22 protein-coding genes are annotated in these 26,535 nt (G+C 70.1%); 7 read left to right on the forward strand and 15 right to left on the reverse strand.

What is annotated here, in order from left to right:
• Positions 1–44: 44 nt before the first annotated feature.
• The 11 genes from BA895_RS05210 to BA895_RS05260 all read right to left on the reverse strand — a co-directional run bounded on the left by BA895_RS05210 (position 45) and on the right by BA895_RS05260 (position 14,383).
• A complete protein-coding gene (locus BA895_RS05210) occupies positions 45–743 on the reverse strand; it encodes a prepilin peptidase (RefSeq protein ID WP_070190867.1) in 699 nt (232 codons plus the stop codon).
• The gene (locus BA895_RS05215) at positions 740–1,690 is read right to left on the reverse strand and encodes a shikimate dehydrogenase (protein WP_070190832.1); all 951 of its coding nucleotides are present in this window, start codon (positions 1,688–1,690) and stop codon (positions 740–742) included. The genes BA895_RS05210 and BA895_RS05215 overlap by 4 nt, the downstream gene beginning before the upstream one ends.
• Positions 1,684–2,922, reverse strand: coding sequence for an endolytic transglycosylase MltG (mltG, locus tag BA895_RS05220; protein ID WP_070190833.1), 1,239 nt, complete (start codon positions 2,920–2,922; stop codon positions 1,684–1,686). Before mltG ends, BA895_RS05215 begins: the two co-directional genes overlap by 7 nt.
• Positions 2,919–3,482, reverse strand: coding sequence for a Holliday junction resolvase RuvX (gene ruvX, locus BA895_RS05225; protein WP_083282990.1), 564 nt, complete (start codon positions 3,480–3,482; stop codon positions 2,919–2,921). Before ruvX ends, mltG begins: the two co-directional genes overlap by 4 nt.
• On the reverse strand, positions 3,479–6,178 hold the full coding sequence (gene alaS / locus BA895_RS05230) for an alanine--tRNA ligase (RefSeq protein WP_070190834.1): 2,700 nt from the start codon (positions 6,176–6,178) through the stop codon (positions 3,479–3,481). The genes ruvX and alaS overlap by 4 nt, the downstream gene beginning before the upstream one ends.
• A 445-nt stretch (positions 6,179–6,623) precedes the next feature.
• Positions 6,624–7,673: an ABC transporter ATP-binding protein gene (locus BA895_RS05235; protein WP_070190835.1), complete on the reverse strand. Its 1,050-nt coding sequence runs from the start codon at positions 7,671–7,673 to the stop codon at positions 6,624–6,626.
• On the reverse strand, positions 7,670–8,740 hold the full coding sequence (locus BA895_RS05240) for an ABC transporter ATP-binding protein (RefSeq protein WP_254666329.1): 1,071 nt from the start codon (positions 8,738–8,740) through the stop codon (positions 7,670–7,672). Before BA895_RS05240 ends, BA895_RS05235 begins: the two co-directional genes overlap by 4 nt.
• Positions 8,737–9,723 carry an ABC transporter permease gene (locus BA895_RS05245; RefSeq protein WP_070190836.1) on the reverse strand — a complete coding sequence of 329 codons (987 nt, stop codon included), beginning with the start codon at positions 9,721–9,723 and terminating at the stop codon, positions 8,737–8,739. The genes BA895_RS05240 and BA895_RS05245 overlap by 4 nt, the downstream gene beginning before the upstream one ends.
• Positions 9,724–9,834: 111 nt before the next feature.
• Positions 9,835–11,598: an ABC transporter substrate-binding protein gene (locus BA895_RS05250; protein ID WP_070190837.1), complete on the reverse strand. Its 1,764-nt coding sequence runs from the start codon at positions 11,596–11,598 to the stop codon at positions 9,835–9,837.
• A 71-nt stretch (positions 11,599–11,669) separates the two neighbouring features.
• Complete coding sequence (locus BA895_RS05255; protein WP_254666330.1) at positions 11,670–12,698, reverse strand: ABC transporter permease; 1,029 nt, start codon at positions 12,696–12,698, stop codon at positions 11,670–11,672.
• A gap of 287 nt (positions 12,699–12,985) precedes the next feature.
• Positions 12,986–14,383 (reverse strand): replication-associated recombination protein A, encoded by a 1,398-nt coding sequence (locus BA895_RS05260; protein WP_070190838.1) that lies wholly within the window; start codon positions 14,381–14,383, stop codon positions 12,986–12,988.
• A 17-nt stretch (positions 14,384–14,400) separates the two neighbouring features.
• Between BA895_RS05260 and BA895_RS05265 the strand changes: the two genes are divergently transcribed.
• The 3 genes from BA895_RS05265 to BA895_RS05275 all read left to right on the forward strand — a co-directional run bounded on the left by BA895_RS05265 (position 14,401) and on the right by BA895_RS05275 (position 18,348).
• Entirely contained in the window at positions 14,401–16,782 is a 2,382-nt protein-coding gene (locus BA895_RS05265; RefSeq protein ID WP_254666331.1) for an MMPL family transporter, read from the forward strand.
• The gene (locus tag BA895_RS05270) at positions 16,779–17,615 is read left to right on the forward strand and encodes a GNAT family N-acetyltransferase (RefSeq protein WP_139142515.1); all 837 of its coding nucleotides are present in this window, start codon (positions 16,779–16,781) and stop codon (positions 17,613–17,615) included. The genes BA895_RS05265 and BA895_RS05270 overlap by 4 nt, the downstream gene beginning before the upstream one ends.
• Positions 17,616–17,694: 79 nt before the next feature.
• A complete protein-coding gene (locus BA895_RS05275) occupies positions 17,695–18,348 on the forward strand; it encodes a DUF427 domain-containing protein (protein WP_070190840.1) in 654 nt (217 codons plus the stop codon).
• Positions 18,349–18,520: 172 nt separating this feature from the next.
• Here BA895_RS05275 and aspS read toward each other — a convergent pair whose 3' ends face one another.
• Entirely contained in the window at positions 18,521–20,320 is a 1,800-nt protein-coding gene (aspS, locus tag BA895_RS05280; protein ID WP_070190841.1) for an aspartate--tRNA ligase, read from the reverse strand.
• 161 nt (positions 20,321–20,481) lie between these two features.
• On the opposite strand from aspS, the gene BA895_RS05285 reads away from it, so the two are divergent.
• From BA895_RS05285 to BA895_RS05295, 3 genes are read left to right on the forward strand one after another with little or no spacing between them, the layout of a single operon-like run.
• Positions 20,482–21,585: a sigma-E factor regulatory protein RseB domain-containing protein gene (locus BA895_RS05285; protein WP_139142516.1), complete on the forward strand. Its 1,104-nt coding sequence runs from the start codon at positions 20,482–20,484 to the stop codon at positions 21,583–21,585.
• The gene (locus BA895_RS05290; protein WP_254666332.1) at positions 21,582–22,559 is read left to right on the forward strand and encodes an ABC transporter ATP-binding protein; all 978 of its coding nucleotides are present in this window, start codon (positions 21,582–21,584) and stop codon (positions 22,557–22,559) included. The genes BA895_RS05285 and BA895_RS05290 overlap by 4 nt, the downstream gene beginning before the upstream one ends.
• A complete protein-coding gene (locus BA895_RS05295; protein ID WP_070190842.1) occupies positions 22,556–23,371 on the forward strand; it encodes an ABC transporter permease in 816 nt (271 codons plus the stop codon). The genes BA895_RS05290 and BA895_RS05295 overlap by 4 nt, the downstream gene beginning before the upstream one ends.
• Here BA895_RS05295 and BA895_RS05300 read toward each other — a convergent pair.
• Together BA895_RS05300 and BA895_RS05305 are read right to left on the reverse strand one after the other, a co-directional pair.
• Positions 23,368–24,156 (reverse strand): lipase, encoded by a 789-nt coding sequence (locus BA895_RS05300; RefSeq protein WP_083282992.1) that lies wholly within the window; start codon positions 24,154–24,156, stop codon positions 23,368–23,370. The genes BA895_RS05295 and BA895_RS05300 overlap by 4 nt on opposite strands.
• Positions 24,157–24,169: 13 nt before the next feature.
• Positions 24,170–25,090, reverse strand: coding sequence for a LysR family transcriptional regulator (locus BA895_RS05305; protein ID WP_070190843.1), 921 nt, complete (start codon positions 25,088–25,090; stop codon positions 24,170–24,172).
• 73 nt (positions 25,091–25,163) lie between these two features.
• Between BA895_RS05305 and BA895_RS05310 the strand changes: the two genes are divergently transcribed.
• Positions 25,164–26,147 carry an EamA family transporter gene (locus BA895_RS05310; protein WP_070190844.1) on the forward strand — a complete coding sequence of 328 codons (984 nt, stop codon included), beginning with the start codon at positions 25,164–25,166 and terminating at the stop codon, positions 26,145–26,147.
• Here BA895_RS05310 and BA895_RS22985 read toward each other — a convergent pair.
• Positions 26,052–26,450 (reverse strand): YchJ family protein, encoded by a 399-nt coding sequence (locus tag BA895_RS22985; RefSeq protein WP_254666333.1) that lies wholly within the window; start codon positions 26,448–26,450, stop codon positions 26,052–26,054. The two genes, BA895_RS05310 and BA895_RS22985, sit on opposite strands and share 96 nt — an antisense overlap.
• Between the last annotated feature and the right edge of the window lie 85 nt (positions 26,451–26,535).

The raw sequence follows: 26,535 nt of genomic DNA on the forward strand, positions 1-26,535 counted from the left end.
ATGCACCCGGGTCGCCGCCCGGCCCGCGTCCATCCCGACCAGGTTCAGAGGAAGGGACGCACCTCGACCAGCAGCGAGAGGTAACCGCCGAGCAGCATCCAGGGGCCGAACGCGATGGCGCTACGCCGATGTGCCCGACGCAGGACCAGGCGCCCCAGGGCCCACGCTCCCCCGAGCAGGAAGGCGGCGTACGTCGTGACCAGCGGCGCCCACGGGGAGAGGTAGCCGGTGGTGAGGCCGAGCAGAGCAGCGAGCTGCACGTCGCCCAGGCCGAACGCTCCGCCCATCGCGCCCGCGAGCAGCGCCAGGAGCAGGAAGACGAGCAGCAGCGCGAAAGCGCAGACTCCGGCTCGAAGCAACGCTGACCAGTTCCCGGTCACCGCCGACGACAGCGCCAGCTGAACTGCGACGAGTACGGTCGTGGGCCGTACCAGTCCGGTGGGGAGCCGATGCACGTCGGCGTCGATCCACACCAGGGCAACCGCGGCCGTGGTGAAGGTCAGCAGGGCCGGCGCCACCGTGTAGTCACCGAGGCCGCCGAGCCGCCAGGCCAGCACGCCCCACGCCGCCGCCGTCACCGGCGTCACCACCCAGGTCGGGAACGGCATCGGCCCGGCCTCGTCGTCGATCCGGTAACCGCCCGAGGCCAGCCGCGGCGTCAGGATGAGCCCCACCGCTGCTCCTGCGAGCGCCACGACGGGCACGAACCACCACGGCGTGACCGACGCCGCGCCCCAGGTCACGGGCCCGACGTGGTCGACGAGTCCTGGCTGCACGCTGACGGCGGGGGCCGCTGACCCACGATCCGGTCACCGGGGGTGGCGCGCGCACGGTCGAGAGCCTCGCGCATGGCTTCGACGGGCGCGGAGCGCCCCGTCATGAGCCGCACCTGCTCGGTGGCCTGGTGGAGCAGCATGTCGACGCCCCGGGCGCGGCGCCAGCCCCGGCTCAGGGCGACCCGCTCGAGGGCGGTCTCGCCTGAGCCGTAGACGACGTCGAGCACGGCGCCGGAACCGGCTCGGGCGGGCGCAGGAAAGGTGTCGAGACCGTCGATCGCCGAGGGCGGCACCGTGCTCACCACGACGTCGCAGCGTGGCCACGTTCCCCACGGCACGACATCGACCGTCAGCCCGGTGCGCTCCGCCTGCGTCGTGGTCTCGGGGCGAACGGCACCGCGCACCATGAAGGTCACCTCGCGCACCCCGGCGCCCGCCAGGGCGGCGACCGCCGAGCGCGCGGTCGCGCCGGAGCCGACGACGAGCGCCCTACGTAGATCGACGCCCACCGGCAGCACCTCCGCCAGCGCAGCCCGGATGCCGTGCACGTCGGTGTTGTGGGCGTGCCAGCCGTCGTCGTGGCGCACGAGCGTGTTGGCGCCACCGGTCTCGCGGGCGGTGTCGCTGACCACCACCGCCCTGCGCAGGGCTACCCCCTTGAGCGGCTTGGTGAGCGAGAGGCCACGCCAGACATCGTCGAGGTCGTCGAGGGCGGCCTCGAAGCCGCGCTCGTCGACCTCGCGCCGCTCGTACGTCCAGTCGGGCAGGCCCAGGGCGAGGTAGGCGGCCCGGTGCAGCACGGGCGAGAGGGAGTGCGCGATCGGTGAGCCCCAGACTGCGCACCGGCGAGGCCCAGGGCCGCCGGGCACGGCGCCGGACGACGCGGCGTCAGACGACTCGGCGGGCGTCAGCACTTGCCGTCGGTGGCCTGATACCACGCTCTGAACTGGGCCACGTTCTTGGCGTTGTCGGCGTCGCTCACCGCGAACTTGGTCTCGCCCGTGCACAGGTTGACGGTGGTGAACCAGAACCAGTCACCGGCGGGCGGGGCTGCCGCTGCCTTGATGGCGTTCTCACCGGGGTTCGCGATCGGACCGGGTGGCAGGCCCTTGACCTTTCGGGTGTTGTAGGGGCTGGCGCTGTTCAGCATGGCCTGCGTCGGCACCCCCCGCTTCTTGAAGATGTAGTTGACGGTGGAGTCGAAACCGAGGGGGGTGTCGCGCGCGAGCCGGTTCTCGACGACGCGGGCCACCTTTCCCCGGTCGGCCGCCGTCTGGGCCTCCCCTTCGACCAGGCTCGCGAGGATGACGACGCGCTCCATCTTGTCGGGGGTGATCCCAAGGGCCGAGAGGCGTTTGGTCGACTGGGCCACCATCTGCTGCAGCTGGTCAGGGGCGCTGGAGCCGGGTTCGAACTCGTAGCTGGCGGGGAAGAGGTACCCCTCGACGTTGCCCTTCGCCGACGACGGCAGTCCCAGCGCCGCGCCGTCCTTGGCCGCAGCGACGTACTTGGCGACCGGGATACCGGTCTGTTGGGACAGCTTGGCGTAGATCTCGGTCGCCCACAGTCCCTCCGGGATCACGACGCGGGTGATGACCCGGTTGGCGGGGTCGACGAGCACAGCGAGAGCATCGCTCGCCTTCATCGCCTCTTTGAGCTTGTAGACCCCAGGCTGGATGCCGCTCGACTTCTCGTCGGCGGCCGCCGCCTCGTTGAAAGCCTTGCTCGTCTTGACGACACCCCGCGCGACGAGCAGGTCAGCGATGGCTGAGCCGCCGGAGCCCGGGGCCACGGTGACCGACACCTCACCCTCGCCCGGCCCCGGAAAGTCGTTCGACTCGAGGAAGCCCTCGACCACGGGCCGCAACACCACGACGGCCACCGTCACGCCGCCGCCCACGACGGCCAGCGCCAGCACGATGACGAGCAGACGCCGCCAGAGCGACGGTCTGGAACGTCGTGGCCCACCTGAACCGGCTGCGCGCCCGGAGCGGCGGGAGCTGCGGCGACCTCGACGGCTGCCCCGCTCCGTCTCGGCGGCAGCGGCCGGCGACCGGTCGGTACCGGCGTCGTGGTGCCCGCCCGGGAGTGCGTCAGGGTGGTCTTCGTGCTCCCCGAAGATTGATGACTCCAGGTGGTCGGTCATCGGTGCCGTTCCTTCTTCCGGGGTCTGCCCCTGGCCGGGACGAGTTCGCCGACTGCCCGCCCGCTGAACACCTCGGCGTCCAGGGCGGACTGCAGAATGAGCACTGCAGCAGCTTGGTCGACGACGGCCCGCTGCCCCCGGCCGGGCACGCCGCTGTCGCGTAGTCTGCGATGTGCGGCCACAGTCGTCAAGCGTTCATCGACCAGGCGCACCTCAACAGGACGGATCCGCCTGGCGAGGTGCACTGCGTAGTCGCGGGCCAGCCGAGCCGCCTCACCCTCCGCACCCGACATCAGCCGGGGCAGTCCGACCACGACCTCGACGGCCTCGAGCCCGGCCACCAGCGCCACGAGCTCGTCAAGGTCGGAGCCACCCTCCCGGTCGCGAGCCAGGGTGCGCACCGGGTGGGCCAGCACCGCCGACGGGTCGGATGCCGCCACGCCGACACGCACGCTCCCCACGTCGACGCCGACCCGCACGCCGGAGCGCAGGCCCGGCCGCTCGTCTGCTGGCCCGTCGGCGGGCACGGACGCATCGGTGCCGCCGACGGCGTCACTCATGCGGTCCGCGAACGCAGCTCATCCTCCACAGCGCCCAACGCAGCGGGCACCTGAGACGCATCGGTGCCACCACCCTGCGCGATGTCGTCCTTTCCGCCCCCGCCGCCGCCGAGCTTCTTGGCCGCCGACCGCACGAAGGCGCCGGCCTTGAGGCCGGCCTCCCGAGCCCGCCCGTTGGTCGCGACGATGACGAGAGGTCTTCCGCCTGAGACCGACGCCATCGACACCAGCACCGGACGGTCGTTGCCGAGCCGGCCCCGCACGTCGAGCACGAGCGCACGAAGGTCGTCGGCGCCGACGTTCTCGCCGGCGTCGTGGCTCACGAAGGTCACCCCGCCCAGGTCTCGAGCGCTCGAAACGAGCCCGGAGGCGGCGCCGAGCACCTGGGCCGCCTTGACCGCCGCGATCTGCTTCTCGGCATCCTTCAGCCTCGCCAAGAGGCCGGCCACCCGGTCGGGCAGCTGGTCACGCGGCACCCCGAGGGTGGCGGTCAGCTGGTTCACGAGCACGGCCTCCCGAGCAAGGTGGGTGTAGGCGTCGGTGCCGACCAGCGCCTCGACCCGACGCACGCCCGAACCGATCGAGCTCTCACCGAGCAGCTTGACGACACCGATCTGGCCGACGCGTGGCGTGTGGGTGCCGATGCAGAACTCGCGCGACCACTCGCCGATCGAGACGACCCGAACCCGGTCGCCGTACTTCTCACCGAACAGTGCCATCGCGCCCAGCTTGCGGGCGTCGTCGATGCCCATGACGTCGGCCGTGACGGGAAGGTCGTCGAGCAGCACGGCGTTGATGCGCGCCTCGACCTCGCCCATGGCGGCGGAAGAGACCGCCTGCAACGCCTTGAAGTCGAACCGTAGACGTCCGGGTGAGTTCTCGGAACCGGCCTGGGTGGCGGTGGGGCCCAGCTCGTCACGCAGGGCCTGGTGCACCATGTGCGTGGCCGTGTGCGCACGCGAGATCGAGCGGCGCCGCACCACGTCGACCTCCGCCTCAGCGGTCTCGCCCACCGCGACCTCACCTTCGAGCACTGTGGCGTGGTGCACCACGAGGCCGGTGATCGGGCGCTGCACGTTGCTCACCTCCAGCAGCGTGCCGTTCGCGAGGCGGATGCGGCCGTGGTCGGGCTGCTGCCCACCTGACTCCGCGTAGAGCGGCGTGCGGTCGAGCACGACCTCGACCTCCTCGCCGGCCGCAGCACGGTCGACCGCCTCACCGTCACGGATCAAACCGCGAACCGTGGCCTCGGTCGTCACCTGGTCGTAGCCGGTGAACTCCACCTCGTGACCGATCCGGTCGGCCACGGCCCGGTAGACGAGCGTGTCGTCGTGTGCGTGCCGCTTGGCCCGGGCATCGGCCTTGGCCCGCGCTCGTTGCTCGCTCATCAGGGTGCGGAAGCCCGGCTCGTCGACCTGTACCCCCTGCTCGGCAGCCATCTCCAGGGTCAGGTCGATCGGGAAGCCGTAGGTGTCGTGCAGAGCGAAGGCCTCGTCACCCGACAACCGCGACCCGCCTGAGCTCTTGACGCCGGCGACCGCGGTGTCGAGGCGGGTGGTGCCGCTGGCCAGGGTGCGCCGGAACGCCTCCTCCTCGGCGTAGGCGACCTGGCTGATCCGGCCGAAGTCGGTGCGCAGCTGCGGGTAGCTCTGGCTCATCCGTTCCATGCTCACCGGAAGCAGGTGAGGCAGCGTCGGCTCGTCGACCCCGAGCAGCCGCATCGCGCGCACGGCCCGGCGCAGCATCCGACGCAGCACGTAGCCCCGCCCCTCGTTGCCGGGGGTGACGCCGTCTCCGATGAGCATCAGGGAGGTGCGCACGTGGTCGGCCACGACCCGCAGGCGCACGTCGTCGGGGTGGCTCTGCGCCGCGACGTGGCTGGGCACGGCTCCGTAGTGCTTGCCCGCCATCTCGGCGGCGGCGTCGAGCACCGGGAAGACCTCGTCGATCTCGTAGAGGTTGTCGACGCCCTGCAGCACGCTGGCCACCCGCTCGAGCCCCATGCCGGTGTCGACGTTCTGCGCGGGCAGCGGCCCGGCCACGTCGAAGTCGACCTTGGAACGCACCGCGCTCAGCTGGTACTGCATGAAGACCAGGTTCCAGATCTCCATGAAGCGGTCTTCGTCGACGGCCGGACCACCGTCGCGACCGTACTCGGAACCGCGGTCGATGAAGATCTCGCTGCACGGGCCTCCGGGGCCGGGAATGCCCATGTGCCAGTAGTTGTCGGCCTTGCCGCGCCGCACGACGCGCTCGCGGGGGATGTCGGTCAGCTCGAGCCAGAGGGAAGCCGCCTCGTCGTCGTCGTCGTAGACGGTGGCCCAGAGCTTGTCGGGGTCGAGCCCGTAGCCGCCCTCGGGCTGAGGGGTGGTCAGCAGCTGCCAGGCGAACTGGATGGCCTCGTGCTTGAAGTAGTCACCGAAGCTGAAGTTGCCGTTCATCTGGAAGAAGGTGCCGTGGCGGCTCGTCTTGCCGACCTCTTCGAGATCGGGGGTGCGTACGCACTTCTGAACCGAGGTGGCGCGCTTCCACGGGGGCGTCTCCTGCCCCGCGAAGTACTTGGCGAAGGGAACCATGCCGGCGGCGACGAAGAGCAGGTTCGGGTCGTTGAACGGCAGTGGCGCGCTGGGCACCACCGTGTGCCCACGGGCCTCGAAGAAGGTGAGCCAACGTCGTCTGATCTCAGCGGTTTCCATGACAATCCCTCGGGTCGGTGGTGGTCTGCATCGGTCGGCAGGGTGAGCGGGCGGGGACAGTCGGGCGCCTCATGCTGGCGCGGCTGACCCCCGCAGAGCTCGGGCAATACGCCGCCCGGTCGCCGGCGTCAGCGAGCCAGACCTCACCGTCACCACGTCCACCACCTCGACCTCGTGCTCGACAGAACCAGCGCGCGACCCTCGCGCGACCGGTCCTCAGCGTAACGGAAGCCGCCGAGCCACCCCGTCCAGCCGGGTCCCGACCCGAATCCTGTGAGCTCGGAGGACCTCTCGCGCGCCAGAAGGAGGTGGGCGAAGCCTCGACAACGCAACACACCGAGAACCGGTCAACCCCGCGTGACCTACCTGGCGGGAGCTGACCGGTTCTCGGTGTGTTGCCGGGCAGGCGATGCGCCGTGGGCCCGGGGCGAACGGAACCGCGAGGTCAGGCGGAGACGATCTCGGGCACCAATGCGGGCTTGACCTCAGGGAAGTGGCACGCCTGCAGGTGCAGCCCCTTCTCACGCCCGCCGCGACCGGCGTCGGTCGCGGTCGAAGGAACGAGCGGCGGCTCCTGCTCGGCGCAGATGTCCTGCGCCTTCCAGCAGCGGGTGCGGAAACGGCATCCGCTCGGCGGGCTGATGGGGCTCGGCACGTCACCCACCAGACGGATCCGCTCAGCCCGCTGCGCTCCCCGCGCGACCGCGATGTCGGGGGCTGCCGAGAGCAGCGCCTGCGTGTAGGGGTGTTCGGGAAGGTCGTAGATCTGGCGCTTGTCGCCATACTCCACGATCTTGCCGAGATACATGACGGCGACCTGGTCACAGAAGTGACGAACGACCCCCAGGTCGTGGGCCACGAAGATGAACGCCAGGTCGAGCTCGTTGCGCAACCGCCCGAGCAGGTTCATCACCTGGGCCTGGATGGACACGTCGAGCGCCGACACCGGCTCGTCGGCGATGATCAGCTTCGGTTCGACCGCCAGAGCGCGGGCGATGCCGATGCGCTGGCGTTGACCGCCGGAGAACTCCGATGGGTAGCGGTTGATGTGCTCAGGGTTGAGCCCCACCAGCTCGAGCAGCTCCTGAACCCGGGCCTTCTCCTTGCCCTGGTGCAGGCCGTGCACCTTCAAGGGGGTGGTCAGGATCGACCCGACCGTGTGCCTGGGGTTGAGCGAGCTGTAGGGGTCCTGGAAGATCATCTGCACGTCGCGGCGGATGCCCCGAAGCTCTGACTCCTTCAGGTGCGTGATGTCGCGGCCCTGGAACTCGATCTTGCCCGAGGTGGGTTCGTCGAGCCGCGTGAGGAGGCGGGCCGTGGTCGACTTGCCGCACCCCGACTCACCGACCAGTCCCAGCGTCTGGCCGTGCCCCAGCGAGAAGCTCAGACCGTCAACGGCCTGAACGGTCGCCTTCATCATGCGAAGGCCTTGAACTTCCTTGAACGGGAAGTGCCGCACCAGGTCGGTGACCTTCAACAACGGCTGGTCGCTCATTTCGCCCCCTCGTCGTTCTGCAGCGTGGCCACCGGGTCCTCGAGGTGGCACCGAAGCTCACGGCCGGTCAGGCCCGGCGTCGGGCGCCATTCCGGGAGAGTGTCGATGCAGGCCGCGCCGACCAGCTTCTGGAAGTCACACCGGGGGTGGAAGGAACACCCGCTCGGCAGGTTCAGCAGGCTGGGCGGGGCACCGCGGATCGCCTTGAGCTCAGCGGTGGCATCATCGGAGGCCGACGGGATCGACTGCAGCAACCCGTGGGTGTAGGGGTGCGAGGGCTGTGACAGCACCTCTTTGGCATCGCCCTTCTCGACGCCGCGGCCCGCGTACATCACGAGGATGTCGTCGGCGGTCTCGGCCACCACGGCGAGGTCGTGGGTGATGAGGATGACGGCCGAGCCGAACTCCTTCTGCATGTCGTTGATGAGGTCGAGGATCTGCGCCTGCACCGTCACATCGAGCGCCGTGGTCGGCTCGTCGGCAATGAGCAGCTTGGGGTCGTTGACCAGGCCGAGGGCGATCATGGCGCGCTGGCGCATTCCACCAGAGAACTCGTGCGGGAACTGCAGAGCGCGTCGTGCGGGGGTGGGGATGCCGACCAGGTCGAGCATCTCGACGGCCCGCTTCTGGGCAACCGCCTTGCTCACGCTGTGGTGGGCCCGGTAGGCCTCGGCGATCTGTCGACCCACCTTGTGAAAGGGGTGCAGCGAGCTCTGGGGGTCTTGGAAGACCATGGCGGCCGTGGTGCTGCGCAGCTTCTGGAAAGTGGCCTGGGAGGCCCCGACCAGCTCCTGCCCGTCGAGCTTGATGCTGCCGGTGATCTGGGTGCGCTTGGGGTTGTGCAGCCCGAGCACGGCCATGCTCGACACCGACTTGCCCGAGCCCGACTCGCCCACGATCGCGAGGGTGCGCCCGAGTCTGGCCTGGTAGGTCAGGTTCGAGACGGCCCGAACCAGGCCCTCCTCGGTCGGGAAGGCGATCGACAGGTCGTCTACGTCGAGCACGACGTCACCGGCCTGGCTCGCCTCGCCCATCGTGGTGGTGAACTGCTCTGCCGTGGCGGTCACGCGAGCCTCACTCTCGGGTCGATGAAGGAGTAGCCGATGTCGACGATCAGGTTGGCCAGCACCACGATGACTGCGGCCATCAGCACGGTGCCCATGATGACTGGGAGGTCGTCGTCGAAGAGAGCCTGGAGCGCCCGCCTGCCGATGCCGTCGACCTCGAAGATCTTCTCGGTGATCAGAGTTCCGGTGAGCAGGGCCGCGATGTCGAGACCGAGAATGGTGACGATCGGCCCCATGGCCGCCCGGAGGCCGTGGTTGACCAGCACCCGACGCTCGGAGATGCCCTTGGAGCGCGCCGTTCGCACATAGTCCATCGACAGCGTCTCGATCATCGAGTTGCGGGTGTAGCGGGTGTACGACGTCGACGTGACGAGGCCGAGGATGAAGGCCGGTGCGATCATGCCTGCGAAATAGACCCCTGGCCCTTCGGAGAACGAGCTGTATTGAGGCAGCACCCTCCAGAAGGTCACCATGTAGAGCGCGAAGAGCAACGCCAGGATGTAGTACGGGATGGCTCCGAAGACCTGCGAGCCACCGATCAGGATGCGGTCGGTGGCGGTCCCCCGCCTGACGGCCGCGACGATTCCGATGGTGACCCCGACGATGAGGAAGATGACGGCGGCCATCAGGGCCAGCACCACAGTGTTCGGAAAACGGCTGAACAGCTCGTCGTTCACCGAACGACCGGTGTGGTAGGAGAAGCCGAGACACGGCGCGCCGCAATGGTTCGTCGCGCCGGCGAACTCGAAGTCCCGACCGACGAACAGGCCCTTGAAATACTCGACGAACTGCACCGTCAGCGGACGGTCGAGTCCGAGGTTGACGCGAATGGCCTGAAGCCGTTCGGCGTTGCACCGGTTCTCGGGGCAGAGCGACTGCGCGGGATCTGATGGCCCGGCGAAGAACACCACGAAGGTGGCCACCAGCGTCGCAAGAATGACGCTGATCGCTAACCCCACTCGGCGCAGGATGAACGTGAGCACGAGATACCTTCCTCAACGGTTTGTGCCGACGGTGGGGCCCGGAACAGGTCCGGACCCCACCGATCGAGCGGTCAAGCAGGTCCGATCACATGCCTGCGGTGAAAGCGCTCGTCACTGGTCGAGCCAGATCGAGTTCAGCTCGGTGATGCCCTTGTTGGGGTTGTTCTCGACGTTCTTGACCTTGGTACCGAAGACCGAGTTGCCCTTGTCGTAGTAGTCCGGGATGGCCAACAGGTAGGTCTCCATCAAGAACTTGTCCATCTTGCCCCACTCCGGGCCTTGCTCCTCGATGGAGAGCTGCTGGATGCGCTTGATCTCGGAGTCGATCTTCGCGTCGGAGAAGTTGCCGAAGGTCGTACCGCCCTGCGAAGCCGCGATCGAGCCGACGGTGGGCGGGATGATGGAGTCGGCCGACGGCCAGTCGAAGCACCAGCCGCGCGGGCTCTGCAGCATGTTGTACTTGCCGTTCGGCTTGCCGATGATCGTGCGGCGCTCCTTGTTCGGAACTCCGATGTCGGTGACCTTGAAACCGGCAGCCTGCAGCTTCTGCTTCCGCACCTGGTTGACCTTCTGGGCGGTCGCGTCGTCGTTCGTGTAGTAGTAGATGAGCTCGAAGGGCTTGTCGGGGCCGTAGCCGGCGTCGGCCAGCATCTTCTTGGCGGCGACGGGGTCGCCGTCACCCTTGCCGTTCATGCCGTCAACGACGAAGTTGAGCTGGCCCGGGATCTGCGGCGGGATCATCGTGCTCGCCGGCGTGAACGCGTGACTGGTCTCGCCACCCGCCTTGTGGATCGAGTCGAACGGCCACGCCTTCGCGATCGCCTTGCGAACGTTGATGTCCTTGATCTTCGTGAGGTCCATGTTCACCAGGATCACGCAGGACGACGGGCCCTCGACGAACTGGTCCTTCTTCGGGCCCTCGATCTGGGGGGCGAGCGAGGAGTCGATCGGGTCCCAGTTGAGGGTGGTGGCGTCGTCGCCGGTGCTGGCCAGCACGGCCTGCTGGGTCTTGACCGTGTCAACCCCCCACTTGAAGTGGAAGCCGTCGGGGTAGTTGTTGCGAGCCGGGTCGGTGGACGGGTCCCAGTTCGGGTTGCGCTTGAGGTACAGCTCGGTGCCGGGCGTGTACTTGTCGAACATGTACGGCCCGGTGGCCAGCACGTGCAGCTGGTAGTCGGCCTTCTTGTCCTTGGCCTCGGGAATGGGGGTGAACTGGTTGAAGGAGACGAAGTAGGGCAGCGTCTCGAACTTCTTCTCGAGGTGGAAGATCACCGTCGAGTCGTCGGGCGCCTCGACGCCCTTCCAGTTCTTGTCTCCGTTGTACGGGCCGAGGTAGTCGGCTCCGCCCTTGAAGAACTCGCGCTGGTAGCTGGGGCCGTTGGCGGCCAGGTCCTTGTCGAACGAGCGCTTGGCGGCGAACGCGATGTCCTTGGCGCTGACCACGGTGCCGTCTTCGTACTTGATGCCGGGCTTGATCTTGAAGGTCCACGTCAGGCCGTCCTCGGACCGCTGACCCAGGTCGGTGGCGAGGTCGGGCACCAGCACCGCCTTGCCGTCACGCAGGGTGAAGGTCGTCAGGGCGCGGTTGGTGAGCGAGAAGATGACCGCGGTGTCTTGGTAGAACTGGTCGCTCGGGTCGAGGTTGGCCGGCGTCGAGGCGTAGGCGACCGTGAGGATGCCACCCTTCTTCGCCCCGGGGACCTCAGGAGCCGGGCCCTTGGCGGTGGGATCGAGAGCCGCCGACGCAGGCTGCTGGGGACCAGCACTGTTCTGCGGGCCACCCGGAGCGGTGCTGTCGGACTTCGGGGCACCGCAGGCGGTGACGAGGCCGAGCGAGGCCACTGCCCCGACGGTCAGGACTTTGGTCCAGCGCATTGTTGTTGCTCCCTTGTGTGCGTGCCTCGACGATGTGCCGAGAACTTCTTGATGGGCCGCGACCGATCGGGTCAACGGCGGCTGGTGGGGTCGAACGCGTCGCGGATGGAGTCACCCAGCAGGGTGAGCGCGAGCACGAGGACGGACAGGCCGATGACCGAAGGCCAGAGCCAGAGCGGGTAGATCTCGAAGTAGTTCTGGGCGTCGGCGATGGTGCGCCCCCATGACGCGGTGGGCTCGACGAGCCCGGCGCCGAGATAGCTGAGGGTGGCCTCGAAGCTGATGTACGTCGGCACGGCGATGGACGCGGAGACGATGATCGGCCCGACGAGGTTGGGCAGGATCTCCTTGAAGAGGATCTGGCGGGTCGGCACCCCGATGGCCCGAGCCGCCTGAACGAACTCGCGCTCCCGCAGGCTCTTGACCTCGCCGCGGACCAGCCGGGCCAGACCCATCCAGCCGAAGATCACCAGGATCGTGATGAGCACCCAGAAGCGGATGGTCGAGGTCTGCTCGGCGGTGAGACGGCCGCCACCGGCGATGCGCAGCTGCACGATCGGCACGACGGCCAACACGACGAGCAGCAACGGGAGGCTGAGGAAGAAGTCGATCAGCCAGGTGATCGTCTTGTCGACCCAGCCGCCGAGGTAGCCGCCGATCAGTCCGAGGCTGACGCCGATGATCGTCGAGGCCGCAGCGGCCGAGAACCCGATGATCAGGGAGGGCCGGGCGCCGAAGGCGAACCGGGCGAACAGGTCACGGCCCAGACGGGGCTCGACGCCGAGCCAGTGAGCCGAGCTCATCCCGACCGTGGGCAGACCGTTGAAGTCGATCAGCTCGGTGTGCACGGTGCCGACGTCGGCCCTGACCCCGGTGGTGGGGTCGACCGACTGGAGGTTCACGACGAGAGGGGCGAAGACCGCGAGCAGGATGAAGAACACGATGATGACGAGGCAGATGACAGCCACCTTGTCCTTCTTGAGGCGGTCGTAGGCCACCCGCCCAGGAGAACGGCCCGTACGGGAGTCCGCGTTCTTGGCGTCTTTGGCCCGCTGCGCTTCAGACTCGAGCTGCTCGTCCTCGATCTCGTCGGCCAGCATGTCCGTTGATGAGCCTGGCATGGCGTTCAACGCATCGTCTCCATCCTGGGGGTGTCATCTCCGGGTCGACCTGCACTGGTCGTCCGACCGGTCCGAGACGGGCAGGAACCGCTATCCGTGCACCACCCGCTGGGACGTCGTCACACTGTCACAGGAAGTGGCCGTGTCCAAGCACCGAGACGCCCTTGGATGACAAATCGTTACCGAGAGACCGGGAATGCCCAACATCGTCCGTCAGAGCGCAACACGATCGAAACAATCGCAGGCTTCGTGCATCGGGCGCCCAGTCAGGTCTCATCTCGTGGCCGGCGCCCCAGCCGCCCCGCCAGCCACTGCGACCGGGCCCGAAGCCGCTCCTCGAAACCGCGGTCGGTGGGGGTGTAGTAAGTAGCGCCCTCGAGGTCGTCGGGCAGGTACTGCTGGCGGGCGACCCCCTCCGGCTCGTCGTGGGAGTAGACGTAGCCGGCGCCGTGGCCGAGCCGCTCGGCCCCGGCGTAGCCACTACCGCGCAGGTGCGGTGGCACGGCGGCGCCGCGTCCGGCGCGAACATCGGCGATCGCGGCGTTGATCCCCGCGTACGCCGCATTCGACTTCGGGGCCAGGGCGTTGTGCACGACCGCTTGGGCGAGGATGATTCGCGCCTCGGGCATGCCGATCTGAGCCACGGCGTGCATCGCTGCCACGGCGGTCTGCAGGGCGGTCGGGTCGGCCATGCCGACGTCCTCGCTCGCGGCGATCACGATGCGTCGCGCGATGAACCGGGGATCCTCACCGGCCTCGAGCATGCGGGCGAGGTAGTGCAGGGCGGCATCGACGTCACTGCCACGCATCGACTTGATGAGCGCGCTCGCCACGTCGTAGTGCTGGTCGCCGGCTCGGTCGTAGCGCACGGCGGCCTGGGCGACGGCCTGCTCGACCTGGGCGAGGGTGATCGGCACCGGGTCGTCACTCACGGTGCCGGCCGCCACGGCATCCAGCGCCACGCCCGCCGCCGCCTCGAGCGAGGTGAGCGCACGGCGCGCGTCGCCGCCGGAGATGCGTACGAGGTGGTCCCGGGCATCCGGAGCGAGAGTGTGGGCTCCGTCGAGCCCCCGCTCGTCGGTCAGGGCGGCGTCGATGACCTCCACGAGCTCGGCATCCGAAAGTGACTGCAGGGTGACCAGCACCGAGCGCGACATCAACGGGGCGATGATGCTGAACGACGGGTTCTCGGTCGTCGCGGCGACGAGGATGACCGTGCGGTTCTCGACTCCCGGCAGCAGGGCGTCCTGCTGGGCCTTGGTGAAGCGGTGGATCTCGTCGAGGAAGAGCACGGTCTGGCGGCCGTACAGCTCGCGGCCACGCACTGCGGACTCCATGACGCCGCGCACGTCCTTGACGCCGGCCGTCACGGCAGAGAGCTCGACGAAGGTGCGGTCGGCCGCGGTGGCGACGAGGTGCGCCAAGGTGGTCTTGCCGGTGCCCGGCGGGCCCCAGATGATCGCCGACAACGGCCCAGCGGCGCCCCGAGCGCCTTCGATGAGGCGCCGGAGCGGGCTCCCCGGGCGCAGCACCGCGGCCTGCCCACGCACCTCCTCGAGGGTTCGTGGGCGCATCCGCACGGCGAGCGGGGCGGCGCCGGACGAGGCGGGCCGGTCAGCGGCTCCGTCTGCGGCGGCGGCGCCGAAGAGATCGTCAGAGGTCACTGTGGAAGGCTAGTCGGGTGCCCTCCCCCTCTGCCGACAGCAGTGCCGGCGTTACGTCGACCCCCGGGTCGCCCACCGTTCTCGTCAGCGGCCCACCCGGTCGACCAACCGGCAGCCCAACCGGAAGACCACGGAGCGAGCCGGATGCCGGGCCCGACCACACCCGCGAACCCGACCTGGGTGCCGCGTCGCCTCCCGAGCCCGACCCCACCCGCCGGTCGCCACGGCGGTCGTGGCTGACCCGCCTCGGGGGCGTCATCGGGCACCACCCGTGGCGGTTCGTCATCGCCTGGGCGGTCGCGGCGGTCGTGTGTTTCGCGGTCGCGGTCGGCGGCGTCACCGGAGAGTCGCTGTTCAACCGGCTGCAGTCCGGTGCGCCAGGCGTCAACGGCGAGGCGCAGAAGGCGCAAGACGTCATCAGCTCTGTGGAGCCGTCGCTGACGACGCTGACGCTTCAGGTCACCGGCGCCGACCTCACCGACCCGGCCGTCGTGACAGCCGGGGCCGGCGCGACGGCAAAGGTCAGGGACATTCCCGGCGTCAACGACGTCCGGTCGCCTTTGCTCGCGCCCAACGGGGTCACCGACCCTTCGGTGGCCAGCCTGCTCAGCGGGGGAAGCACGGCCGCAGGCAAGTTCGTCACCGTGGTCGACTTCGACGCCGGGCTCGACAAGGCCGCCAAGGACACCGCGGAGGCAGCGGTCGACACCGCCCTGCTCGATGTCGCGACGGCGATGGACGCCAAGGGCACCGTGGGGGGCTTCGGGCCCGTGCTGAAGGCGATCACGAGCACGATCGAACGTGACCTGCTGCGCGGGGAGGGCATCGCCCTGCCCCTCACCTTCCTGGTGATGCTGTTCGTGTTCGGGGGCTTCCTTGCCGCCGGGATGCCCATCATCGGCGCCGTGGTCTCGATCGGCGGGGCGCTGCTGTCGTTGTTCGGCTTCTCGCACGCGCTCGACCTCGACGCCACGGTCGTCAACATCGTGACGCTGCTCGGCCTGGGCCTCTCCATCGACTACGGGCTGCTCATCGTGAGCCGGTTCCGCGAAGAGCTCTCCCGGCGCGAGCGCCGCGGCCGGGCGACCCCCGAGGAGGTCATCGGCGCGGCCGAGCGCACCGTCGACCGAGCCGGACGCACCGTGCTTTTCAGCGGGCTCACCGTCGCCATCGCCCTCTCCGGGCTGCTCGTGTTCGAGGCCGACATCATGAAGGCGATCGGCCTCGCCGGGGTCAGCGTGGTGCTCGTCGCCATGGTCGTCTCGGTGACGTTGGTGCCTGCACTCGCCGTGCTCGGTGCGAAGCGGCTCTCGCGCAAGGGAAGCGTGCAGGAGTCTGACACCGGGTTCTTCTCCCGGCTCGCCCACGGGGTGCAGCGACGCCCGGTGTGGGTAATCCTCGGCTCCGTCGCCGTACTGGTCACCCTCGCGCTGCCGGCCTTCGGCATGAAGCTCACCTCGTCGGGCACCGAGCTGCTGCCGAAGGGGGCGCCCCAGCGGGTGTTCTTCGAGAGCCTCGCGGCCGACTACCCGGCCCTCGCCGCGCCCGAGGTGTCCGTCGTCGCCCAGAGCGCCGACACCGCCGCGGTCACCACGTGGGCCCAGACCCTCGAGAGCCGGCCGGGCGTCACCGACGTGGCCGTACGGCCCCTCGGTGCCGACCACCAGCTGGTCAGCATCATGGTCGCGGGTGATCCCAACTCCGAGCAGGCGCAGGCCCTGGTGCACCACATTCGAGACGACACCCGGCCCGGCTTCACCACCCTGACCACCGGCCAGGCGGCCGGGCAGATCGACTTCCTCGACTCGATGACGAGGGGGGCTCCCTACGCCGTGGGGCTCGTGGTGCTCGGAACCTTCGTGCTGCTCTTCCTCATGACCGGCTCGGTCATCGTGCCGATCAAGGCCCTGATTCTCAACGTCATCTCCCTGGGCGCTGCCCTGGGAGTCACGGTCTGGATCTTCGAGACCCCCCACCTCGAAGGCCTGCTCAACTTCTCGTCGGTCGGCGCCGTCGAGTCGATGGTGCCCTTCCTGGTGCTCGCGTTCGGGTTCGGCCTCTCGATGGACTACGAGGTGTTCCTGCTCTCGCGCATCACCGAGTTCTACCGAGCCGGCCACGACAACGACCGGGCCGTCTCGCTCGGGCTGCAGCGCACCGGCCGCATCATCACGTCCGCAGCCCTGCTTATCGTCATCGTGTTCGGCGGGTTCATCGCCGGCGACATCCTCATCATCAAAGAGATGGGCCTTGCGCTGGTGGCCGCCGTGATCGTCGACTCGACCCTGGTGCGGATGCTGCTCGTGCCGGCCACCATGACGCTGCTCGGCAAGTGGAACTGGTGGGCGCCGGCTCCGCTGCGCCGCCTTCACGACCGGTTCGGCATCACCGAGGGATGACGCCGCCAGTGGGCCACGGGAACCACGCGGGCCAGGCCGTGGCCGGCCACCCACCGGTCGAGAACCACGGGTACGACGCGCTGCTCGAGGCCACCCAGCGGCATCCGTTCGTGCGCTTCGAGCTTTCCCCCAACCGGGCCGACACGTGGTGGCAGGCGCCGGGCGCGGTCGCCTTCCGGCGAGAGAGCGCCCGGCACGGCGCCTCGTACGTGCTGCTCGGCGACGACGCTGGGGTGGGCGCGCTCATCGAGCACCTCCCCGTGCTGGAGCGGCACGAGCGAACGGTCAGCGGCCGTCGCGGAACGGTCTCGGTGACCCTTCCCCAACACCTCGAACCGCAGCTGCGGCAGCAGTGGCGGGTGGGCTCGGGGGGCGACTGGGAGTGGCTCGTCACGCAGGAGCCTCCCCCCGAGTCGGCGGGTGGGGGCCGGTCGGATGCCGTGGTGCCCCTTGACGACGTGGCCCGCCGCGTCGAGGTGGCGGCGTTTCTCGCCGAGCACTCCCCCACCGCCGACGCGGCTCCGGGTGCGGGTGAGCAGTGGTTCGCGATCGAGACCTCGTCGGGGGCGCTGGCTGCGGTCGCGGCGTCCGGTCGCACCCCCGCGGGAGCGCCCCACCTGGTGTCGGTCGCGGTCGACAGGTCCCTTCGAGGCCGTGGGCTCGGACGCGAGATCGTGGGCGCCCTCACCCGGCGAGCGGTTCTCGAGCACGAGGTGTGCACCCTGGCGCTCTACTCCACCAATGGCGCCGCTCGGCACCTCTATCTCTCGCTGGGGTACGACAACGTGTGCCAGTGGGCCAGCCGCGCAGTGCACCTGACCGCGCGCCGGTAGCCAGGTCGAGACCGACGGGGCCCGCCCAGCCAGCCGCGTCCCCTTGCCGTCTCGGCCCGGGTCGAAGGATGCTGGTGGCATGGCTATCGACCTTTCGGCCCAAGGCGTGACCCAGCGGGACGAGCTGCGGTTCACGCCCACGAGCAAGCGCATCAGGGCGAGCCGACACGGCCATCTGGTCTGCACGACGACCGAGGCCGTGCTGGTGTGGCTGCCCGGACGGGTCGTGCCCGAGTACGCCGTGCCCGCAGGCTCCTTCTCGGGTGACGTTCCTCGGTCAGCGACCCCGGTCGATGATCCCGAGCTGGGCGACTACCTCGTCCTGCCCTTCCGGAAGTTCGACTGGCTCGAGGAGGACGAGTCGGTCATCGGGCACCCGCACGACCCCTACTCACGCCTCGACATCCTGCACAGCAACCGACACGTGACGGTCACGGTCGAGGGCGTGGTGCTGGCCGACTCGAACCGGCCGGTCGCCCTGTTCGAGACCGGGCTGCCGACGCGCTGGTACCTGCCGGCGCACGACGTCAGCACGAACCTGCTGGTCGAGAGCGAGACCCGAACCACCTGCGCCTACAAGGGGCACGCGTCGTATCTCTCGCTCGCGGCGGGCGGCGGCGATGACATCGCGTGGGTCTACCGGGCGCCCCTGCGTGAGGCGGAGCCCATCCGTGACCTGATCTGCTTCTGGCCCGAACGCACGACCACCCTCGTTGACGGGGACCCTGCGTAGGCGAGGCAGAAAACCGCGGCACGGAGCAGGTCCGCCGATCAAGCGGCGAATCAGTCTGCGATCGCTGCTGCTCCGACGACACCAGACGCAGACTGATCCGCAGTCAGATCGTGGCCGGCCGTCTGATCTGCCGTCGGATCGGCAGGGTGGCGGCCGCTGACCTTCCCGGGGCTCAGCGCTGGTCAGGTTCGGTCGCAGGGGCGGCCACCGGCTTGGCGTCGACGCCGGCCTCCTTGCGCTGCAGGGCCGTGATCGGGGCCGGCGCGGCGGTGAGCGGGTCGTAGCCGCCTCCCGACTTCGGGAACGCGATCACCTCACGGATCGAGTCGGCGCCGGCCAGCAGGGCCGTGATGCGGTCCCACCCGAAGGCGATGCCGCCGTGGGGCGGGGCGCCGAAGCTGAACGCCTCGAGCAGGAAGCCGAACTTCTCCTGCGCCTCTGCCTCCGAGAGGCCCATCACGGCGAACACGCGCTCCTGCACGTCGCGACGGTGGATACGGATCGAACCGCCGCCGATCTCGTTGCCGTTGCACACGATGTCGTAGGCGTAGGCGAGCGCCGGGCCGGGGTCGGTGTCGAAGGTGTCGATGAACTCGGCCTTGGGCGAGGTGAAGGCGTGGTGCACCGCGGTCCACGCGCCACCGCCGACGGCGACGTCACCCGACGCGACGGCATCCGCGGTCGGCTCGAACAGCGGCGCGTCGACGACCCAGAGGAAGCTCCACGCGTTCTCGTCGATGAGGCCGCAGCGGTGGCCGATCTCCAGGCGGGCCGCGCCGAGCAGTGCGCGGGAGGCCTTGGCGGCGCCGGCGGCGAAGAAGATGCAGTCGCCGGGCTGGGCCCCGACGTGGGCCGCGAGACCCGAGCGCTCGGCATCCGAGAGGTTCTTGGCGACGGGCCCGCCGAGCTCGCCGTCGGGCTGCACGAGCACGTAGGCCAGGCCGCGGGCGCCGCGCTGCTTGGCCCATTCCTGCCAGGCGTCGAGCTGCTTGCGTGGCTGCGAGGCTCCGCCGGGCATGACGACGGCACCGACGTAGTCGGCCTGGAACACCCGGAACGGCGTGTCGGCGAAGTACGAGGTGCATTCCACCAGCTCGTGGCCGAAGCGCAGGTCGGGCTTGTCGGAGCCGAACCGTGCCATGGCGTCGTGGTAGGTCAGCTGCTCGAACGGCCCGTCGACCTCGACCCCGATGAGCTTCCAGAGCGCAGCAACGATCTCTTCACCAAGCGTGATGATGTCGGCCTGCTCGACGAAGCTCATCTCGACGTCGAGCTGGGTGAACTCCGGCTGGCGGTCGGCGCGGAAGTCCTCGTCGCGGTAGCAGCGGGCGATCTGGTAGTAGCGCTCCATGCCGGCCACCATGAGCAGCTGCTTGAACAGCTGCGGGCTCTGCGGCAGGGCGTACCACGAGCCGGGACGCAGGCGGGCCGGCACGAGGAAGTCGCGGGCGCCCTCGGGCGTCGAGCGGGTCAGCGTCGGGGTCTCGATCTCGACGAAGTCGTGGCCACCGAGCACCTCGCGGGCGGCGGCGTTGACCTTGGAGCGAAGCCGGATGGCCGCGCCCTGCTCGGGGCGGCGCAGGTCGAGGTAGCGGTACTTCAGGCGGGCCTCCTCGCCGACGGTGACCCGCTCGTCGATCTGGAACGGCAGCGGCGCCGACTCCCCCAGCACCTCGAGCTCGCTCACCACGACCTCGATGTCGCCGGTGGGCAGCTCGGGGTTCGCGTTGCCCTCGGGCCGGCGGCGCACCTCACCGGTGACCTTGACGCAGTACTCGTTGCGCAGCTCGTGGGCGCCGCCCTCAGCGAGCACCTCGTCGCGAGCCACCACCTGGGCGACCCCCGAGGCGTCCCGCAGGTCGAGAAAGGCCACTCCCCCGTGATCTCGGCGCCGCGCCACCCAGCCGGCGAGCGTGACGGTCTGTCCGGAGTGCTCGGCACGCAGCGTGCCGGCCTCGTGAGTGCGAAGCACGAAAGGTCCCTTTTCGGTCGGAGTCGGGCGGGTGCCGTGAGTGATGCTGGATGCCGCTGACGGCCCACCCCATCCTACGGACCGCGCCCAGCCGCCTACGAATCGATGACGTCTCGCCCGCGCGCCGCCCGATCGGCCGACTGCTGACGTACGTTCGTCGGGTGAGACGGTCGTGGCGCTGGGGCGTGCTCGTCGCCCTGGTGGCGGCGTTCGTCGCGCTGCCCTTCGTGCTCGCCCGACTGCCGGTGGGCTCGACCGGTTCGGATGCCGCCGAGACCTTGAGGCGAGTCGAGCAGTCGGTCGACCGACCCTACTCGGGATACGCAGAGACGACCGGAACCCTGGGGCTGCCGGTCTCCGACGGTCTCGACACCCTCGCCTCCCTGCTCGGGGGCCGCACCCAACAACGCGTCTGGTGGCGTTCGAGCACCGACTGGCGCGCCGACACCATCACCCCCACGGGTGAGGAGGGGGCCCACACCACGGCGACGGCCCGCGCCGTGTGGGACTACGAGGACAACCGGGCCGTAGTGACCGAGGCCGACCTGGACGGAGCGGTCCGCCTGCCCCGCGCGGCCGACACGCTCCCGCCGCTGCTCGCAGCCCGGCTGCTCAGCGAGGCGAGACCCACGCAGGTCTCGACCCTGCCCGCGGCCCGGGTCGCGGGCCGCGCGGCCGACGGGCTGCGCCTTCGGCCGGGCGACCCGCTCAGCAGCATCGACCGGGTCGACGTCTGGGCCGACCGGGAGTCGGGGATACCCGTGCGGGTCGACGTCTACGGTCGCGGGGCCACGAAGGCGGCCCTGTCTTCGACGTTCCTTGACTTCGACGACAGCGCGCCCAGCGCGTCGACGACGCTCTTCACGCCCCCGCCGGGGGCCCGGGTTCGCTACGGGCAGCGCTTCGACCTGGTGCGCCAGATCGGTCGGTTCCCCGACCGTGGCCTGCCGAGCACGGTGCTCGGCTACCCACGTGCTGCCTCACCAGACGGGCTGGAGGGCATCGGGCGCTACGGCCGGGGCGTGACGCAGTTCGCGGTGGGGGCACTGCCCGGTGGTTCGGCAGCCTCGTTGCGCGACCAGCTGCTGCTGGCTCGGGCCGCCAAGAAGCTGCCCGAGGGCATCGCCCTGTCGGTGGGCCCCGTCGGCCTGCTGTTGACCGACCCCGCCGTGACCGGTGAGAGCTGGCTGCTCACCGGCACCCTGATCCCCGCCGCGCTGACTCGCGCCGCGACCGAGCTGCGTGCCGCGAACGGAGCAGCGTGACCGACCTGCCCCACCCGAGCCAGTCGAGCTCGTCGAGCTCGTCGACGGTGATCCGCACCGACGGCCTGACCAAGGTCTACGGGCGGGTGACCGCCGTCGACGACGTCATGCTCGACGTGCGAGCCGGCGACATCTACGGCTTCCTCGGGGCGAACGGCTCCGGCAAGACCACGACAGTGCGATGCCTGCTCGGTCTGGTGCTGCCCACCTCGGGGAGCATCGAGCTGTTCGGTCAGGCGATGCCGAAACGGGCGTCGTCGGTGCTCCCTCGGGTGGGGGCGCTGGTCGAGGGACCGGCGGCCTACGGACACCTCTCGGGTCGAGCGAACCTCGAGATGTACGACGCGAGCGGCCGCGCGCCGTCGGGCCCAATGGGTGGCGGCCGCCGGGGCCGGCGGCACCGAGCCGAGGAGGCCCTCTCGCTCGTCGGGCTCAGTGCCGTGGGGGCTCGGCCTGTGCGGGCCTACTCCTTGGGCATGCGCCAGCGTCTCGGGCTGGCCGCGGCCCTGATGCGCCGACCCGACCTGCTGGTGCTCGACGAGCCCACGAACGGCCTTGACCCTCAGGGGATTCGCGAGATCCGCGAGCTGCTACTGCAGCTTCACGCGGCCGGAACCACCGTCTTTCTCTCGAGCCACCTGCTGGCCGAGGTGGAGCAGCTCTGCACCCGCATCGGGCTGCTCGACCGGGGCCGGCTCGTGCTAGAGGAGCAGCTCGACGTGCTGCGGGCCCCCACGGGTCGCACCGTCGTCGAGACGGTCGATGTCGAGCGCGCTGCCGAGCTGCTGGGCCCGGCGGTGGAGGCCCGCGAGGGTGAACGGCTGCTCGTGCGCTGCGACGACCCCGCAGCCGTCAACGCTCGGCTGGTGGGCGCTCTGGTGCGAGTGCGCCAGCTCGGGCCGGAGCGCCGCACGCTGGAAGACGTGATCGACGAACACACCCGAGCCCGAGCCGCCGAGGAGGTACCGACGTGAAGGGGGTCGAGCTGGTCAAGCTGTTCGGTCGCCGTCGCACGTGGGTGGCGCTCCTGCTGCTCAACCTGTTGCCGACGGTCGTCGCGGGCACCTTGGCCTGGACCGGGATCGCACCGCAGCCCGGGTCGGGGCCGGCCTTCCTCTCTGCGGTGCTCGCCGACGGCTCCCTCTTCGCCATCGCCGCCCTCGCGATCGTTCTGCCGCTCTTTCTGCCCATCGCGATCTCCGTGGTCGCCGGTGAGGCGGTGGCCGGTGAGGCGCAGGCCGGAACGCTGCGCTACCTGCTGATCCGGCCGGTCGGGCGCACCCGCCTGTTGCTGCGCAAGCTCGGGGCGGTCGTCGCGTTCGTGCTCGTCGCGGTGCTGTCGGTGGCGGGGGTCGGCTACGTCGTGGGGCGCCTGCTGCTCGGCCGGGCTCCGGCGTCCGGCACGCTGATCAGCCTCTCCGGGTCAACGCTCACGCCGGCTGACATCGCGTGGCGCACGGCGGTCGCCATCGCCTACGTCACCGTCTCGATGCTCGGGGTGGCCGCGATGGCGTTGTTCCTCTCGACCCTGACCGACTCCCCTCAGGCGGCCAGCCTCGGGGCGATGGCCTTTCTCATCGGTTCGTCGCTGTTGCTGACCGTCGACGCGGCGCGCCCGCTGCAGCCGTTTCTACCGACCCGTTACTGGCTCTCGTTCGTCGACCTCTACCGCGACCCGGTGCTCTGGAGCAACATCGAACGGGGCGTCGCCCTGCAGCTGGTCTACCTGGGCGTGCTGCTGACGGCCGCTTGGGCCAACTTCGTGACCCGCGACGTGACGAGCTAGCGGAGCAGGCTGCAGTCTGCAGGCGACCAGGTCGGAACCGGACCCACGCCCAGGGCCTGCTCGACCAACGACTGAACCAGCGGGTCTGCGGGAAGCTGCCCGTGGGTCACGGTCGATCCCGGACAGATGCTCTGGAGCGAGGGGCTCGGTTCGCCGTCGACGACCGACGAGCCCGGCGGCACGACCACGTCGTCACGGGTGCTCCAGATCGAGAGGAACACCACCCCCTCGGGGATGCCGTACCGGTCCAGCCGCGCGAGCAGCGGGCTGTCGGTGGCGAGCTGCTGACAGGCGGTGGGGCACGAACCGGCCACGAGCGACCCGACCGTCGCCACCTCGGTGCCGTGGTGGGGCGAGCCAAGCGTGACCAGCCGGCGTACCCGGGGGGCGCCGCCGTCCTGCACCCACAGGCGTGCGACGACACCTCCAGCGGAGTAGCCGACGAGGTCGACCGATGACGCCCCCGTTCTCCGCAGTGCCCCGTCGACCGCCGCACCGAGAGCATCAGCCTGCCCGGCAAGGTCGCCCTGGGCTCGGTCGGGCAGCGCGACGATGGTGACGTCTCGACCCTCGGCTCGCAGCGATGCCTCCAGCGGCGACAACGACGACTGGGTCCCCCCGTAGCCGGGAACGAGCAGCACCGGCCCGGGAGCCGACTGGTCGGCGGCCGGGGGCTGCCGTCGAGACAGGACGACCGCCACACCGACCACGAGCACGATCACCGCGAGCAGGCCCACGACCGCCACCACGAGGCGTCGCCGGGCGGGGGACAGTCGCGTCAGCACGTCTCATCATCGTTCATCGCCGGGGCGGTGAGAGCGACCGCGACGCCTCGTCGGCGATCGAGTCGACCACCGCCACCAGCGCCGGGCGGTCGGTCATGGTGCGACGCCACACCAGTGTCACCGAGCGTTCGGCCACAGGGTCGACCATCGGCACGGCCACGACGGTCTCGGGCAACGGGCCCCGGCCCAGACGCGGCACGAGCGCCACGGCCTCCCCCGCCGCGACCAGCGCGATGTGAGTGGCGAACTCCTGTGACACGTGGGCCAGGCGCGGGGCCCGGCCGATGTCGAAGAACATCTTCTGCAGCCACTGATGGCAGATCGAGCCGGGGGCGACGCTGACCCACGCCTCGTCGACGACGTCACGGGCCCCGACCGTGCGGCGTCCGGCGAGAGGGTGGTCGCAGTGCACCAGCAGGTCGGCGACGTCACGGCCGAGGTCGCGCACCTCGAGGTGGTCAGGGATGGCCAACGGCAGCGGCTCCCAGTTGTGCACGAGCGCGACGTCGTGGGTGCCCGTGGCGACGGCGTCGACGGCGTCCCACGGGTCGATCTCGTCGGGCCGCAGCACCACGGCCGGCGCCTCCCGCCCGAGACGGGCCAGGGCCGCGACCACGAGGCCGCGATAGGCGGTCGCGAAGGTGGCCAGCCGCACGGTGCCCACCCGCTCACCGCTGACGCCGTGCAGGCGCGACTCGATTCGCTCCATCTGGGCCAGCAGGTCCCTCGCCGATTCGGTGAGGGTGCGGCCGGCCTCCGTCAGCAGCACTCCACGGCCCTGCCGTTCGAGCAGCTGCACCCCGGTGGCGGCCTCGAGCCGCTTGATCTGCTGCGACACGGCGCTCGGGGTGTAGTCGAGGGCGGTGGCGGCCGCCCCCACCGACCCGAGGCGCTCGACGGCGACGAGAGAGCGCAGGGCCGTAGCATCGATCATGCAGCGATGCTACTGAGTCAAACGCAGAACAGCTCGCTGGACGTTAACTGTTCTCACCGCCCACGATGGGCGGGTGAAGCCTCGTGACTCCGCCCTCGCCGTCGTCGTCGCCCTGATCTGGGGCGCCAACTTCGTCGCCATCAAGATCGGCCTCGAGTCTGTGCCGCCACTGCTGTTCCTCGCCCTGCGCTTCGTCGCGGTCTGCCTCCCCGCCGTCTTCCTCGTGCGCCGCCCCGATCTCCCCTGGCGCGACCTCGCCCTCATCGGGCTGTTCGTCAGCCTCGGCCAGTTCGCCCTGCTCTACCTGGCCCTCCACCTCGGGATGCCGCCGGGGCTGTCCTCGCTCGTGCTGCAGGCCCAGGTGCTGCTCACCGTCGTGATCGGTGCCGTCTGGCTGCGCGAGCGCCCGACCCGGGTGCAGCTGGCAGGAGTGGGGGTCGGCGCCGCCGGCCTCGTCACGATCGCGGTGGCCCGCGGCCTCACCTCACCGCTGCTGCCCCTGCTGGTGCTCGTGCTGGCCGCCCTGTCGTGGGCCATCGGCAACGTGCTGACCCGCCGGGCCGGGGCTGGCGGCGCCGCGGGCCGCGCTGGCGGCGGGTTTCGCGCGGGCCTCGGTCTCACAGTGTGGTCGGGTGTGGTCGTACCCGTGCCGGCGTTCGCCCTCTCGTGGGTCGTGGAGGGTCCCGACGCGATCGCCACGGCCCTGTCACACCTGCCCTGGGCAGCGATCCTCTCGACGGCCTTCACGGCCTACCTGTCCTCGCTGGTCGGCTACGGCATCTGGAACACGCTGTTGGCGCGGTACGCGGTGGCCAAGGTGGCCCCGTTCGCGATGCTCGTGCCGGTGTTCGGAATGACGGCCGCGGCGGTGCTGCTCGGTGAACGTCCCTCGCTTGCCGAGTGGGTGGGCGGCGCGGTGCTGCTGGCCGGGGTCGCCGCGGCGGTGCTGTGGCGGCCGCGTTCAGGGCGTGAGGTCACCGTCGAGGTAGAGCCAGCGACCGGCCCGCCACTCGAAACGGCTGCGCTCGTGCAGCGTCCCGGTCATGCCACCCCGTGACCAGCGCGCCACGAACTCAACCAGCCCGGTCCGGTCGCCCGGCTCTCCGTCGACCGCGTCGACGACCTCGAGCCCCCGCCACACCGTGTCGTCGAGGTCGAGCCGCTCCGGTCGGGTGCGCGGGTGCCAGCTGCTCACGAGGTGTCCGGTCTCGCCGAGGGCGAAGGCGGTATAGCGCGAACGCATCAGCTCGGCGGCCGTGGCGGCGAGCCGCTCCCCCGAGACGACGGGGCCGCAGCACCTCACCAGAGCGCCACCCGAACCGCACGGGCAGTCACGGCCCAGTCCGGCTCCCGGCGTCACACTGCGGTGCGTCGTCGGTCGAGAGAGAGCGGCGACGGCATCCTTGATGATCGGCCATCGGCCGCAGGCGGTTCGACCACCCCGG

The sequence above is a fragment of the Humibacillus sp. DSM 29435 genome, assembly GCF_001758225.1.
Classification (GTDB): Bacteria; Actinomycetota; Actinomycetes; order Actinomycetales; family Dermatophilaceae; genus DSM-29435.